This window comes from Pseudomonas sp. IT-P395 (assembly GCF_949767675.1).
GTDB lineage: Bacteria > Pseudomonadota > Gammaproteobacteria > Pseudomonadales > Pseudomonadaceae > Aquipseudomonas.
The window spans coordinates 59453-73884 of record NZ_CATKPW010000007.1; the positions used below are offsets into that span (position 1 = coordinate 59453).

Annotated in this window: 12 protein-coding genes; 5 read left to right on the forward strand and 7 right to left on the reverse strand. The window is 58.9% G+C overall.

The window, feature by feature from the left end; genetic code table 11:
- Together ACM6IN_RS06395 and ACM6IN_RS06400 are read left to right on the forward strand one after the other, a co-directional pair.
- The gene (locus tag ACM6IN_RS06395; protein WP_007917667.1) at positions 1–249 is read left to right on the forward strand and encodes a helix-turn-helix domain-containing protein; all 249 of its coding nucleotides are present in this window, start codon (positions 1–3) and stop codon (positions 247–249) included.
- Positions 242–1465, forward strand: a complete 1224-nt coding sequence (locus ACM6IN_RS06400) for a type II toxin-antitoxin system HipA family toxin (protein ID WP_414915615.1) — start codon at positions 242–244, stop codon at positions 1463–1465. The genes ACM6IN_RS06395 and ACM6IN_RS06400 overlap by 8 nt, the downstream gene beginning before the upstream one ends.
- A 3-nt stretch (positions 1466–1468) precedes the next feature.
- Here the strand turns inward: ACM6IN_RS06400 and ACM6IN_RS06405 are convergent, their stop codons facing one another.
- Positions 1469–2473, reverse strand: coding sequence for an AraC family transcriptional regulator (locus tag ACM6IN_RS06405; protein ID WP_414915616.1), 1005 nt, complete (start codon positions 2471–2473; stop codon positions 1469–1471).
- A gap of 100 nt (positions 2474–2573) precedes the next feature.
- On the opposite strand from ACM6IN_RS06405, the gene ACM6IN_RS06410 reads away from it, so the two are divergent.
- Entirely contained in the window at positions 2574–3644 is a 1071-nt protein-coding gene (locus ACM6IN_RS06410) for a fatty acid desaturase (RefSeq protein ID WP_414915617.1), read from the forward strand.
- Between the two features lie 214 nt (positions 3645–3858).
- Here ACM6IN_RS06410 and ACM6IN_RS06415 read toward each other — a convergent pair whose 3' ends face one another.
- Genes ACM6IN_RS06415 through ACM6IN_RS06425 form a run of 3 tightly spaced genes read right to left on the reverse strand, consistent with a single transcriptional unit; the run spans position 3859 to position 7894 of the window.
- Positions 3859–5469 carry an arylsulfatase gene (locus tag ACM6IN_RS06415; protein ID WP_414915618.1) on the reverse strand — a complete coding sequence of 537 codons (1611 nt, stop codon included), beginning with the start codon at positions 5467–5469 and terminating at the stop codon, positions 3859–3861.
- Between the two features lie 14 nt (positions 5470–5483).
- Positions 5484–6299, reverse strand: a complete 816-nt coding sequence (locus tag ACM6IN_RS06420) for an ABC transporter ATP-binding protein (protein WP_007917657.1) — start codon at positions 6297–6299, stop codon at positions 5484–5486.
- Complete coding sequence (locus ACM6IN_RS06425; RefSeq protein ID WP_414915619.1) at positions 6296–7894, reverse strand: ABC transporter permease; 1599 nt, start codon at positions 7892–7894, stop codon at positions 6296–6298. The genes ACM6IN_RS06420 and ACM6IN_RS06425 overlap by 4 nt, the downstream gene beginning before the upstream one ends.
- A gap of 390 nt (positions 7895–8284) precedes the next feature.
- On the opposite strand from ACM6IN_RS06425, the gene ACM6IN_RS06430 reads away from it, so the two are divergent.
- On the forward strand, positions 8285–9298 hold the full coding sequence (locus ACM6IN_RS06430) for an ABC transporter substrate-binding protein (protein WP_095113907.1): 1014 nt from the start codon (positions 8285–8287) through the stop codon (positions 9296–9298).
- A 42-nt stretch (positions 9299–9340) separates the two neighbouring features.
- Here the strand turns inward: ACM6IN_RS06430 and ACM6IN_RS06435 are convergent, their stop codons facing one another.
- Positions 9341–10261, reverse strand: coding sequence for a LysR family transcriptional regulator (locus tag ACM6IN_RS06435; RefSeq protein ID WP_007917649.1), 921 nt, complete (start codon positions 10259–10261; stop codon positions 9341–9343).
- Between the two features lie 181 nt (positions 10262–10442).
- Between ACM6IN_RS06435 and ACM6IN_RS06440 the strand changes: the two genes are divergently transcribed.
- Positions 10443–11351 carry a TauD/TfdA dioxygenase family protein gene (locus ACM6IN_RS06440; protein ID WP_095113908.1) on the forward strand — a complete coding sequence of 303 codons (909 nt, stop codon included), beginning with the start codon at positions 10443–10445 and terminating at the stop codon, positions 11349–11351.
- A 174-nt stretch (positions 11352–11525) separates the two neighbouring features.
- Here the strand turns inward: ACM6IN_RS06440 and ACM6IN_RS06445 are convergent, their stop codons facing one another.
- Together ACM6IN_RS06445 and ACM6IN_RS06450 are read right to left on the reverse strand one after the other, a co-directional pair.
- Complete coding sequence (locus ACM6IN_RS06445; protein ID WP_414915620.1) at positions 11526–13142, reverse strand: alkaline phosphatase family protein; 1617 nt, start codon at positions 13140–13142, stop codon at positions 11526–11528.
- 190 nt (positions 13143–13332) lie between these two features.
- Positions 13333–14277, reverse strand: a complete 945-nt coding sequence (locus tag ACM6IN_RS06450) for a LysR family transcriptional regulator (RefSeq protein WP_007919139.1) — start codon at positions 14275–14277, stop codon at positions 13333–13335.
- Positions 14278–14432: the final 155 nt, after the last annotated feature.

Below are 14432 nucleotides of genomic sequence, written 5' to 3' on the forward strand. Positions count from 1 at the left end.
ATGGAACAGCTTGGCGAGTTGATCAAAGCCCTGCGCAAGGCGAACAAAATGACCCAGCAGGCACTGGCTCAGCAATACGGAATGAGCCGCGCGACGATTTCGGGGATCGAAAACAACACTATTTCGGAAATCGGCCTGCGCAAAGTCGAAGCGATCCTCAACGGGTTTGGCTATGAGCTGACTGCGGTTCCGCGTCAGTCCCGTCGACCGACACTCGATACGCTGCAAAAGGTCAACTTCCATGACTGAGTCGTCAGATCGATTAAATGTCTGTGTCGGCGGGCAAGCGGTGGGAACGTTGGCGCGCGGGCAAGATCGAGTCGACAGCGTCTTCAGTTACCGCGAAGAAACCAGTGCTGGAAATGCCGTGTCACTGACAATGCCGTCCCGGCTGGAGAGTTATCTTTGGGAGCATGGCATTCATCCGGTTTTCGAGATGAATCTGCCCGAAGGCGCCCTTCGTGATGAGTTGGTTCGGCGTTTCAGCAAAGCGGTTCGCGGCTTCGATGACTTTGCATTGCTGGCCATTGTCGGCCCCTATCAGCTCGGTCGGTTATCCATTGCCAGCCCATCGATGACGGATCGCCCGCCTGAAACGTCGCTGGCCGATCTGCTGGTACACGATGGTGCGCAAGGCTTGTTCGAGGATCTGTTGCAAACCTATGGCCAGTATTCCGGAGTGTCTGGGGTGCAGCCTAAAGTGCTGGTACGTGACAGTGCGACTGAGATTGATCGTCTGACGCATCGGGGATCGACCCATTTGGTCAAAGCTTTTCGGGCTGATGAATATCCGCATTTGGCGACCAACGAATACTTCTGCATGCGTGCCGCGCAACACTGCGGGCTAGACGTGCCGAACTTCGAGCTCAGCGAACATGGCAGGTTTCTGGTTATCGAGCGCTTTGATTTGAGCGCTACGGGCTACCTGGGTTTTGAGGACTTCTGCGTACTCAACGGTTGGCCGTCGAAAGCCAAATACGACGGCTCTTACGAAGGCGCGGCCCGGCAGATCAAAGCGTTTGTTTCGCCTGCATTGCTCAATCTGGCGCTGGAAGCATTTTTCAAGATTGTGGCTTTGTCCGCAGGCGTGAAAAACGGCGACGCTCATCTCAAAAACTTCGGCGTGCTTTACGAAAGCTGCGGCGAGGAATCGACAATCAGACTCGCGCCCGCATACGACATCATCACCACATCGGTCTACATAAAGAACGACAGTATGGCGTTGCTCTTGGGTGGCTCGAAGGCTTGGCCCAAGCACAAAATGCTGATGCGGTTCGGTCGTACGGCCTGCAATCTGACGGAGGCGCGTTGCAATGAATTACTGCAGCAAGTCGCTAACGGTATGCAGGTGGCAATGGGCGAAATGGCGGAGTACGGCGCCAGTCATCCGGCGTTCGCCGCGATGGGTGCTGCGATGATCGAACAATGGTCATCTGGTATGGAACGCAGTCTGGCTAAAGGCTGACGATCAGCGCAAGCCATCGCGAAACTGCCCCGGCGTCATCCCCGTCCAGCGCTTGAAAGCACGGCTGAAACTACTGGTGTCGGCAAACCCGAGCAGATAACTCACCTCACTCAACGAACACTGCGGATCGCGCAGGTGCAGCAGCGCCAGATTTTCGCGGCTCTCATTGAGCAATGTGTCGAAGCGACAACCCTCATCCGCCAGATGCCTTTGCAGGCTGCGCAAACTCAGGTGCAACGCCTGGGCAATCCGTTCTGCACTGGGTTCACCTTCCGGCAGTTGTTCTTCAATGGCATCGCGCACCTTGCGCTCCCAGGTCAACGGCTGGAGCTGAGCCATGGTGCGTTTGAGCACGGCTTCATTGTGTTCAGCGAGTTCCGGGTTGGCGTCGTCGAGGTGGCTGTCAAAGTCGGCAAGGGCGAACTCCAGGCGATCCTCCGCACAACCAAAATGCACCGGAGCGCGGAAGACTTTGTGCCATTGGTGCGCATCGCTCGGCTCCGGGCGGCGCAGGTAAACGGCCAGCGGCGCGTAATCGCGACCAAGACGATTACGGCAGGTGCGCACGTAGATCGCGGTGAAGGCGTCGATGGCTTCGAAGGCTGGCGCCGGATTGCCTGACGGAATCTTCAGACGGAATTGATAGCGGTCGTCGCTGCGGCTCAGTTCCAGTTCCAGCGCATCGCTGACCACCGGGTGATAACGCACGATGCGCTCGAACACCTCGCGCAAACTGCCGCTGGCCACCAGCGCATAACCGAGGGCATGGAACGTGGTCGGGCTGACGAACCGCGACACGCGCAAACCAATCGCCGGGTCGCCGCTGACCTGCACGGCAATTTCCCACAGGCGCGTAGTGCCGGACAGCGGATAGCGTGCGTTGGGGTCGTCCATCAAATTCGGATCGAGCCCGGCCTGCTGGCACAGGGCAATGCTGTCCAGTCCCAGCGCATCGAGTTGCTTGCGCAAGGCACGGGTCCAGCTGGCGAGGGAGGTCGGTTCCTTCATGCTGATTGGCGCTTCCGGTCAACAGGTTGGCGTTCTTGGCTACCGCAAATGAAGCCTTGGCGAGGCACGATGCGAACATCATAGACCCGAGGATGGAAGCATGGACGGTACTTCTGCAAGTCCCCAGCGACACAATGCGGCCCAGCGATCAGCGCATATTCGCCAAGTGGTGCTGGCCAAAGGCGTCGAACTGCGCGAGCGCTACCCGATTCTCAAGCATCAGGATGCGCTGGGTGCGGGGATTCTGGCGTTTGCCCTGATCGGGATGATGGGGTCGGCGGCGCTGTACATCAGCGGCCACATGGCGTGGTGGGTTTGCCTGCTGCTCAATGCGTTTTTCGCGTCGCTGACCCATGAGCTGGAGCACGACCTGATCCACAGCATGTATTTCCGCAAACAGCGCGTGCCGCACAACCTGATGATGGGCCTGGTTTGGCTGGCGCGGCCGAGTACGATCAATCCGTGGATTCGTCGGCATCTGCACCTCAATCATCACAAGGTCTCCGGCACTGAAACCGACATGGAAGAACGCGCGATCACCAACGGCGAGCCGTGGGGTTTTGCGCGCTTGCTGATGGTCGGCGACAACGTGATGTCGGCGTTTATCCGCATGCTGCGGGCCAAGACCTGGGCGCATAAGTTCAGCATCATCAAGCGCACGTTGAAGGTGTATGCGCCGCTGGCGCTGGTGCATTGGGGCGCGTGGTATGTGTTTCTCGGTTTTCATGCGGCCAATGGCATTGCGTACCTGCTGGGGGCGCCGATTGAATGGTCTGCGACGACGTTGTCGGTGATGCAGGTGATCGATATCGCTGCTGTGGTGATTATCGGTCCGAATGTGTTGCGCACCTTTTGTCTGCACTTCATCAGCTCGAACATGCATTACTACGGCGATGTCGAGTTGGGTAATGTGCTGCAGCAGTGTCAGGTGCTGAACCCTTGGTGGTTGTGGCCGTTGCAGGCGTTCTGCTTCAATTTTGGCAGCAGCCACGGGATTCATCATTTTGTCGTGAAGGAGCCGTTTTACATCCGTCAGATGACTGTGCCGGTGGCGCATAAGGTGATGCGTGAGATGGGCGTGCGGTTTAATGATTTTGGGACGTTTGGGCGGGCGAACCGGTTTGTTCGTCGGGATGAGGTTGTGGTGGCAGGGGAGGCGGTGGAGGCCTGACGAGTTGCCCTCACCCTAGCCCTCCCGAAACGTCGGACCGCCCATAGGGAGAGGGGACCGACCCGGGGATATTGAGGAGTTACACCGAAGTGAAAGAGCTTTGTCGAATCCATAATCGACCCGATTTTTCAGGTCGATGTTTGACGAAAGACACCTCGGTCAGTCCCCTCTCCCTCCGGGAGAGGGTTAGGGTGAGGGGCTTTTGACCTTGCCCTCAATCCGGCTGAAACGGCGACTCACTCAAGATCACCCCAGTCTCCTCGACATACTGCTGCCAATGCCCGATCAACGTGCTGAGCTTCTCCGGCTGACTCAACGCCAGATCATGAATTTCCCCCGGATCACTGCTCAAGTCATAAAGCTGCCAGGTCGCCGGCCCCACTGGCCCGGGGATCCACACCGCTTTCCACGATCCCTGCCGAATCGCCCTTCGCCCAAACAATTCCCAACCCGTCACCGTGTGCTCGTCGTGCACCTGCGCGGTCTCGCCCGACAAGAATCCCAACCACGATTTACCACGCAACGGCGCCACCGATTTGCCGTGCCACAGCTTGCCCGGATGACGCACGCCGGCCAGATCGAGAATCGTCGGCGTGATGTCCATCACCGTGCCGAAACCATGGCTGATCTGCCCTTTGATCGCCAATTGCGGATAGTGCAACAGCGCCGGCACGCGAATCCCGCCTTCCGTGGTAAACGCCTTGAACAACCGCGATGGCGCGGTCGCCACCTGCGCCCAGTTCGGCCCGTACCAGACATATGAATTGGCCCGACCAATGTTGTCGAGGCTGTTGTCGTAATGCTGGCTGAGGTATGTCACCAATTCCGGACCGAACTTCGGAAACGCTTCCAGCAGCGCACCTTCGGCACCGTTGTCAGACATGAACAGGATGAACGTGTTATCGAGCTGCCCTTGCTGGCGCAGGTAATCGACGACCCGACCGATGTTCCAGTCCATGCGTTCGACCATCGCCGCGTAGACCTCCATGGCCCGTGCGGAAATCTGTTTTTGCTCCTCGCTCAATGCGTCCCACTGTTGGGTCAACTGAATTAGCGGATGCGGCTCGACGTCCGGTTCGATCAGGCCGAGGGCTTTGAGTTTTTCCAGGCGTTCCAGGCGCAGCACTTCAGGGCCGGCGTCATAGCGGCCGCGGTATTTCTCGACGATGTCGGCAGGCGCCTGCAACGGCCAGTGCGGTGCGGAGAATGGCAAATAGGCGAAGAACGGCCGGGTCTGGTCACGTTCCTTGAGGTACTGCAGCAACTTGTCGCCGAAGGCATCGGAGGAATAGAAATCCTTCGGCAATTCGTCGAGAAACGTATCGTCCTCGATGTACAGCGCCGGAGTGGATTTCAGCAGGCCGGGTGTTTGCTCATCGTAGGTTGGCTCGAAACCGTAATGGTTGGCCGCGCCCGGCAGCAGCGAAAACGAACGCTCGAAACCTCGCGCATGGGGCGCCAATTCAGCCTTCAAACCCAAGTGCCATTTGCCACTCATCAAGGTTTGATAACCGGCCTCGCGCAGCAACTCCGGCAGCGCCACCACGCGATCGTTGAGATAGCCCTCATAACCCGGTTTACCGATCAGTTCCGGCGTCAGCGTTTCGGCCATGGTGCCGATCCCTGCGATGTGGTGGTCGGTGCCGGTCAGCAGCATCGAGCGGGTCGGCGAGCAGGTCGGTGCAGTATGAAAATCGGTCAGGCGCAGGCCGTTGTTGGCCAAAGCGTCGAGATGCGGCGTGGCGATTTCGCCGCCGAACGCACCGATGTCGGAGAAGCCTAGATCGTCGGCCAGAATCACCAGAAAGTTGGGACGTTGCGGCATCGCAAAACTCCTGTTCAGCAGGCAATGAACGTCAGCGGCAGATCGCGGATCTGCACCGGCACGCTCGGTTGGTAATGGTCGTCACTGGTCAGTTCGTGCAGCAGCTCTTCACGCAACTGATGGAAGTCGAAACTGCTGCGCTGTCGCGGATGGGGCAGGGCGATGTCGACCACTTGTTTGATCCGCCCCGGACGCGGCTCCATGACCACCACGCGGTCGGCGAGGAAGATCGCTTCCTCGACGTCGTGGGTAACGAGAATCGTGGTGATTTTTGCGCGGGCGCGGATCGCCAACAGCTCGTCCTGCATTTGCTGGCGGGTCAGCGCATCAAGCGCGCCGAACGGTTCGTCGAGCAGCAGAATTCGTGGGCTGGCGACGAGGCCACGAGCAATCGCCACGCGCTGCGCCATGCCGCCGGAGAGTTGGTGCGGATAGGCGCGGGTGAAGTCGCGCAGGCCGACCAGATCGATGAAATCGTCGATGCGTTTTTGCTTTTGTGCAGCGCTCAGCGGCTCGTTGACCAGGCCGAGGCCGATGTTGTCGGCGACGGTCAGCCACGGGAATAAACGGTGTTCCTGGAAGACAATGCCGCGCTCGCCGCCGATGCCGCTGACGGCTTTGCCATCGACGGTGATCTGCCCGCGAAATTGCGTATCAAGACCCACCAACAAACGCAGCAACGTCGATTTGCCACAGCCGCTGGAGCCGACAATGGCGACGAATTCGCCCTCGGCAATGTCGAGGTTGAATTCGCGAATCGCCTCCAGTTCGAAACCGTCGACGTCAAAGGATTTGCCTACGTGGTTGAAGCTGACAATCGGTGCGTTCATGCGTGTCTCCAGCGGGTCGCGCGAATTTCCAGGCGTTGGCCAATGAGGTTGAGCAGGGCGCCGGTGAGACCGACGAAAAGCATGCCGGCCATGATCAGGTCCATACGCAGCAGTTGTTGTGCGCCGATCATCTGGCTGCCGATGCCGCCGTTGGACGGCATGAAATATTCAGCGCCGATGGTGCCGAGCCAGGCGTAGATCAGGCTCAGTCTGAGGCCTGCAAAAATCCCCGGCGCGGCGCCCGGCAGCACGAGTCGGCGCAGGCGTTGGCCGAGGCTCAGGCGCAACACTTGTGCGGCTTCGTTGAGTTGTGGTGAGAGGTTGGCGACGCTGCGTTGCGTGGCGATAAACAGCGGAAAGAACGCGGCGAGGGCGACGAATACCCACTTGGCCAGTTCGCCGAGACCGAACCACGCGGTAAGCAGTGGCACCCAGGCGAAAATGGCGATCTGGCGGATGGCCGCGAGGGTCGGGCCGAGCAGGCGTTCGCTGGTGCGCGACAAGCCCAGCAGCAAGCCGAAGGCGAAACCGAGTCCACCACCCAACAGCAAACCGCCGAGGGTGCGACCGAGGCTGAGCGCCATGCCGCTGATCAACGTGCCATCGAGCACGCCAGCCCATGCCGTGCTCAAAACGGCCAACGGACTGACCAGAATATTGGCGTCGACCCACTGCTGGTCACTCGCCAATTGCCACAGTGCCAACAAGCCCAGCGGTAGCAGCCATGGTTGCAGCCGCTGCCAGCCTTCATAACGCGGGCCGCGACGAATTTCGGCAGTGGCCGGGTGCGGCCAGTGCACCAGTTTTTTGTCCAGCAGACCGATACCGCGATCCATCGCCACGCCGATCAAACCGATGACGACGATGCAGACGAACACGATGTCGAGCATGAACAGTTGTCGCGCCCAGACCATCAGGTAGCCAATGCCTTCACTGGAGGCCAGCAGTTCGACGGCCAGTAATGAGGTCCATCCGGCGGCGAGCGCCAGACGCACGCCAGCCATGAACGCGGGGAGGGCGGCGGGCAACACCAGGCGACGGATCATCAGGTGTGGCGGCAAACGTAAAACAGCGGCGGCTTCGCGCAGTTTTGGTTGTGCATCTCTTACGCCGACCAGTGTGTGCAAGGTCACCGGCACCACGATCGCTTTGATCAGCACCACCAGTTTCAGCACTTCGCCGATGCCGAAAAACACCATGAACAGCGGGATCCACGCAAGCGTCGGTATTTGCGAAAGTCCAGCGAAGGTGGGGAAGATCAAACGTTCAAGACGACGACTGAATCCCAGCGCTGCACCGAGCAATGCACCCGCAGAAACCCCCGCGAGCAGACCCCAGAACAAACGCTGCAAACTGATCCACAAGTGGCTCCATAACTCGCCTTGCGACAACTCGACAGCGCTGTTCCACACCAGCGAAGGCGCGGGCAGTATCTGCTCGCTCATCCATTCGTTGCGCGCGGCCAGCCACCATAGGGCGAACAAGCCAAGCGGCAGCAGCCATGGCAACAGGCGCTGGTTCACGCTTGGCCAGCTACGGCGGCTTTTCAGCGGCGGCGCGGGCAGGGGGAGACTGAGCAAGGATTGGCGGGCCATGGGTGACCTCCGTTGTCGGGTTGGCTCAAGATCAAAAGATCGCAGCCTTCGGCAGCTCCTACGGGGGAATGCGTCCTTGAATTGACCCCTGTAGGAGCTGCCGAAGGCTGCGAACTCTCGCGGTATTAACTAAGAGCTAATAGTTATAAATAATCGTTAATAAGTTAGTTTTAGAGATAAGCAGCGCCATTTAAGGCTTCCAACCCACACGCATCCAATGCATTCGAAGAATATTTTCGATGCTGTTAATGCATACGCCGCTGCAAGCCGCGCTACTGCTCGCTTAGCGTTAAAAGCTATAAAAATGTGCGTTTATAGTATTTAAGCGAAGGTGTGCATTCGGCCTACTTTCGGCTCCTCAACGCCCGTCGTGATCAAGGAGCTGCACCCATGAACCTCCCCTTCAAACGTGTTTTCAGTCTGTTTGCCGTGCCTGCTCTGGCGGGCCTGCTGGCGTTCACCGCGCATGCCGACGAACTCAAGGAAATCAGAATCGCCGTGCCCGACCTGAGCGCCGGCACCCAGCACAGCGGCGGCGGGGTGGTCGATGTGCTGCGCGATCAACAGATTTTTGAAAAAGCCTTCGCCGATCAGGGCATCAAGATTCAGTGGAGTTTCTTCAAAGGTGCCGGGCCGGTGATCAACGAGGCGTTTGCCAATGGTCAGGTCGATCTGGCGTATCTGGGTGATCTGGCGGCAATCATCGGCAAGTCCAATGGCCTGGATACGCGTTTGCTCAGCGCCAGTGCGCGTGGGGTAAAACAGTATCTGGGCGTGGTGCCGGGGTCAGGGATCAAGACTCTGCAGGATCTGAAAGGCAAACGCGTGGCGATCTTCCGAGGCACGGCAACCCAGTTGTCGTTTGATGCGGCGCTGGCCAGTCAGGGTCTGAGCGAGAAGGATCTGAAAGTGATCAATCTGGATTTCAATGCTGCGGTCGCGGCGTTGGCAGCCAAGCAGATCGATGCGTCATGGGGCAGCTCCGGGTTGACCGCATTGCAGGCCAAGGGGCTGGCCGAGTTGCCGCTGAACACCAAGGATCTCGGTGGCGCAGGCAGCGTGCAGTCGGTACTGGTCGGCACGGGCAAGTTTGTCGACGCGCACCCGGAAGCGGTGGCGAAATTGCTCAAGGCGCAGCAGCAGGCGGTTGAGTGGCTGACCGAGGACAGCAACAAGGCGGCTTACGTGCAACTGGTCTCGGGTTTGGCCAGTTATCCACCGGTGATCCTGACGCAGGATCTGCAGGATCAGAAATTGAGCGAAGTGTTCCCGTCGACACTGGATCCGGTGTTCCTCGGCAGCTTGCAGGACAAGGTGGATCTGGCGGCGCAGCAGAAGCTGATTCGCAAGTCGTTCAAGGTCACCGATTGGGTGGCGCCTGAGTTGGCAGCAGCCAAGCTCTAACGTACACCGATCGTTCCCACGCTCTGCGTGGGAACGAACCCTTTAAACGGCGACGCTGACTTCCTGCCGATCCACCGCCACCAACGTCTCGATCATCGCCCGTGCCGCCGGCGACAGCCGAAACCCGGTACGACTGACAATCCCGCAGCGCGCATTCATGCTCTCCAGGTTCTGCGGCAGATTGCGCCAGTGCAGCAACACCAGCGAACCCTTGGCAATGTCCTCGACAAACGCCTCCTCCGTGCCCACGCCAATCGCATTCGATTGCAGCACCACTTTCACCAGCGCCGGAAAGTGCTCGGTCTCGATGGTCGGGGAAAAATCGATGCGGCCGCTGAGGTTCGCCAGCAATTTGCGAATTCCCGGCGGGATCAGCGTGGTCGCCAGCGGGTAGTCGAACATGTCGTTGGTCGACAGGCTTTCCTTGGCCAATAACGGATGCCCCGGCCGGCAGAAAAACACCCCACGCTTGGGTGTCAGTGCCTGGGTCTGGAAGTTCGGGTCGGACTCGAAGTGGCGGATGTCGGCGATAAAGAACTCGATCTCTTCACGGCTCAACGCGCGACTGAGTTTTTCCCAGTTATCCACCTGAAAACAGGTGCGCACTTTCGGGTGCGCGTTGATGAATTGCGCTACCGCGTCCGGCACCAATTTCACCGCCGGCGCCGGACCGCAACCGAAGTGCACCTCGCCGGCATCGAGCTTGGTCATCTGCGTCACTTCGGCACTGAGCAGCGCCGCGCCCTGCACCAGGCTCAGGGCGTGCTGCAGCACCACCTGACCTTCAGGCGTGGGGCGCAAATCCTTGTTGCCGCGATCCACCAGCACGCAGCCGAACTCCTGCTCCAACCCCTGAATACTGCGACTGAACGCCGGTTGAGTGATGCCCATTGCGTCCGCCGCACGGACAAAACTGCGGTGTTCGTTGAGGGCGATGAAGTAACGCAACTGGCGAAGATCCATATGCTTTTCCGGCATCCTAAAAATAGCTCGAAGGCATTTGCGACGAGGGTTACTAGAGGTTTTAAATGCAAGCTCTTATTCCGTCAACGAAGCATGTGAATATCTATTAGATGTAAATGGAATATAGATAGAGCGTTGTTTCGCTGCCGCCTAACCGTAAGCAGTCGATGAGGGTCTACCCATGAGCAATGCCGCACTCGCAGTAAAACCCGCTGTCCACGCGCTGGAAATCCACCCGGTAGCCGGTCGTATCGGCGCCGAGATCCGTGGCGTGCATTTGTCCGGTGAACTGGACGCCGCCACCGTCGAAGCCATTCAGCAGGCGCTGGTTCAGTACAAAGTCGTGTTCTTCCGCGAACAGACCCAGCTCGACGATCAGCGTCAGGAAGCTTTCGCCCATCTGCTCGGCGAACCCGTAGCGCACCCGACTGTGCCGTCGCGTGAAGGCACGCGTTATCTGCTCGAACTGGACGGCGCTGAAGGTCAGCGCGCCAACTCCTGGCACACCGACGTGACCTTCGTCGACGCTTACCCGAAAGCCTCGATCCTGCGCTCCGTGGTGGCACCGGCATTCGGTGGCGACACCCTGTGGGCCAACACCGCGACGGCGTACAACGGCTTGCCGACCGAGCTGCGTGAACTGGCCGACAAACTGGTCGCCGTGCACAGCAACGAATACGACTACGCGAGCGCCAAGCCGGACGTCTCGGCGGAGAAGCTTGAGCGTTATCGCAAGGTCTTCACTTCCACCGTTTACGAGACCGAACACCCGGTGGTGCGCGTGCACCCGATCAGCGGCGAGAAGAGCTTGTTGCTGGGGCATTTCGTCAAACGTATCAAGGGTTATTCGCAGGCGGATTCGGCGCATCTGTTCGGGCTGTTGCAGAGCCATGTGATTCGTCAGGAAAACACCGTGCGCTGGCGCTGGAAGGCCGGTGATGTGGCGATCTGGGATAACCGTTCGACGCAGCATTACGCGATTGATGATTACGGCACTCAGGATCGGGTGGTGCGGCGGGTGACGCTCAAGGGTGAAGTGCCGGTGGGCGCGAATGGGCAACGCAGTCAAACCATCAAAGGTCGTGACTGAAGATCAACAGCCCCTCACCCCAGCCCTCTCCCTGAGGGAGAGGGAGAGGGAGCCGATTGGGGGCTTTTCGAGCCTGAGTTCAACCTTGATATTTCAGGTTGGCGTATAGCTAAAAAACAACTCGGTCAGTCCCCTCTCCCTCCGGGAGAGGGTTAGGGTGAGGGGCTCTTCCCACTACCAAACACCAATCTGAACAACCTTCTCGCTCTCCGGCTCACCATAACGAAACCGCTGCCCCCGCCAATCAATCTCCTGATGGCTGATGGTCGTGCGCCGCTTCAAACCCCGCACCCACTCAAACAAATACCCCGCATGCTCCTCGCGCACCGCCGCATACGCCGGGTCAGCCCCCAGGTCACGCAACTCCTGCGGATCATTGAGTAGATCAAACAACTGCGGTCGAAAGCCGTCGTACGCCAGGTATTTCCAGCGCTCGCTACGCACCATGGTCATCCGGCAACGATCGATCGGCTGACCCAAACGCTCCCGCGCCGGCGCCTGGAAGGCGTAGTCGTATTCACTGATCGCATAGTGGCGCCAGTCCGGGTTTTCGCCGTGTAGAAGCGGGATCAACGAACGCCCTTCAAGCCGATGCTCCGCCCCCGGCAATCCTAGTGCCTCGAGGAATGTCGGCAACGCATCAATGGTTTCCGCCAGTCGATCATCCACCGTTCCGCGCGTGACATCTGCCGCCGCCCGAGGATCGCGCACGATCAACGGCACCCCCACCGCCTGCTCCAGCAAAAACTCCTTCTCGCCGAGCCAGTGATCACCGAGGAAGTCGCCGTGATCGCTGGTAAACACGATCAGCGTGTCATCCCAACGACCGTTGCTTTGCAAAAAGTCGAATAAGCGGCCGAGTTGATCGTCCACCTGCTTGATCAGGCCCATGTACGTAGGGATTACAGTCAATCGTACTGATTCACGGGAGAAGTTGAGGCTTTCCTCATGCTGGCGAAAGGCAGTGTATACGGGGTGTTTGCTGGCTTCGGAGGGCGTCGCGCGTGTCGCTTCGAGAATCGATTTCGTACTGTACAAGGCGTGGTACGGCGCTGGTACGATGTAGGGCCAGTGCGGTTTGATATAGGAAAGGTGTAAACACCACGATTTCTCGCCTTGCTCGGTGATGAAGTCGATGGCTCGATTTGTAGTGTAGACAGTCTCTGAGTGTTGCTCGGGTATTCGTGCTGGCAAATTCGCATGACGCATTTTCCAGCCGCTGAGGATTTCGCCGTTTTCGCCTTCGGCGGCATTGGCCCAGTCGTGCCAGGGGTTTTTGCCGTCGAAACCGTGTTCGCGCAGGTAATGGGTGTAGGGCGCGGATTCGCGTTTGTCGTCGAACAGTGGGTCGTCGGGATAGATGCCGTCATGGCGCATGTAGGGTTCGAAGCCGACTTCGTTGAGGATTTCGGCCTGTTCGCTTTCGGGATTGATCGCCAGGCGTTGCAAGGCATCGATATTCGCCGTCGCGTGGGTCTTGCCGACCAGGGCGGTGCGGATGCCGTGAGGACGCAGATAATCGCCGAGGGTCAGTTCTTCCAGCGGTAACGGCACGGCGTTCCACGCCACCTGATGGCTGCTGACGTAGCGCCCGGTATAAGCCGACATCCGCGACGGGCCGCAGATCGTGCCTTGGGTGTAGGCGCGGCTGAAACGCACGCCGGCAGCGGCGAGGCGATCGATGTTCGGCGTGTGCAAATGCGGATGGCCGTAGCAGGACAGGTAATCGCGGCGCAGTTGGTCGCACATGATGTACAGCACGTTGCGCACGGGGTTTGGCGGGGTGGGCATGGGGTTCACCGGTCAATGGGACAGGCGAGGGTTTTCGCTTTCGCCGGGGGTGTTCGGCAAGTGCATTTGGGGAATGGGTTTTATGCAGGCAGTGCATCGGTGCCTGAACTGACGCCATCGCGAGCAGGCTCACTCCTACAGGTGAGCGCATTTCAAATGCAGGAGTGAGCCTGCTCGCGATAGCGGTAGATCAGACAGCGAGTCCGTCCAGTGAACAGACCTCCTCATCTACCGCATCAATCGCCTTGATCTGCTCAATCATCGCCTCGGCCAACGGCGACAACCGATACCCCGCCCGGCTGACGATCCCGTAACGGGTGTACAACTCCTCAAGATCATCGGCCAACCCTTCGATGCGCAAACACATCAACTCTCCCTTGGCTTGATGCAGCGCATCGGAATATGCCCCGACAATCCCGATCGCATCCGAACGCAGCACCACACTGAGCAAACTGGAGCTGTTTTCACATTCGACATTCGGCGTGAAATCCGGCCGCCCACTGAGGTCGACAATGACCTTGCGCAGGTTCGGCGGACGAATACTTACCGCCAGCGGATAGCTCATCAATTGCTCGGCGGTGACCCGATCAAACCCGGCCAATGGATGCCCCGCGCGGCAACAGAAATGCCACTTGCGCGGTCGCAGCCGGTAGGTCAGGTAATCCGGATCCGCCTCGAAGTGCCGAGTGTCAGCGACAAAGAATTCAAACTCTTCGCTGAGTAATCGCTTGCTCAGGCTCTGCCAGTCATCGACCTGAAACTGCACCCGCGCTTTCGGATAGCGCCCGATGAAGCTGCCAATCGCCCGAGGAATCAAACCTGCCGCCGGCGCAGGCCCACATCCGAAGCGCAATTCCCCGGCCTCCAGCCCATTGAACTGGCTGATCTCGTTGGCCATCTGCTGCGCGCCGCTGACCAGCCGCCGCGCATGTTCGAGCAAGACCTGACCTTGTTTGGTCGGTGGCAATTCCTTGCGCCCGCGATCAACCAACTGACAGCCGACGCTGTGCTCAAGCGCCTGAATGCTGCGGCTGAACGCCGACTGCGACAGGTTCACCGCCTGCGCGCCGGCGACGAAGCTGCGTTGTTCAGCCAAGGCGATGAAGTGACGAAGTTGGCGCAAGTCGATATGCATTTTTCACATAAAAAATATCCGGGAAATGCATTGGATATGCATTACGTCGACTCCTTATAAAGGCAATCTCTTATGCAGTAAATCTTTGTAAAAACATAAATAAATAACCTAAAAGAATATACAGCGTTGAAGATGTCTGTGTGTTTTTTGACCAG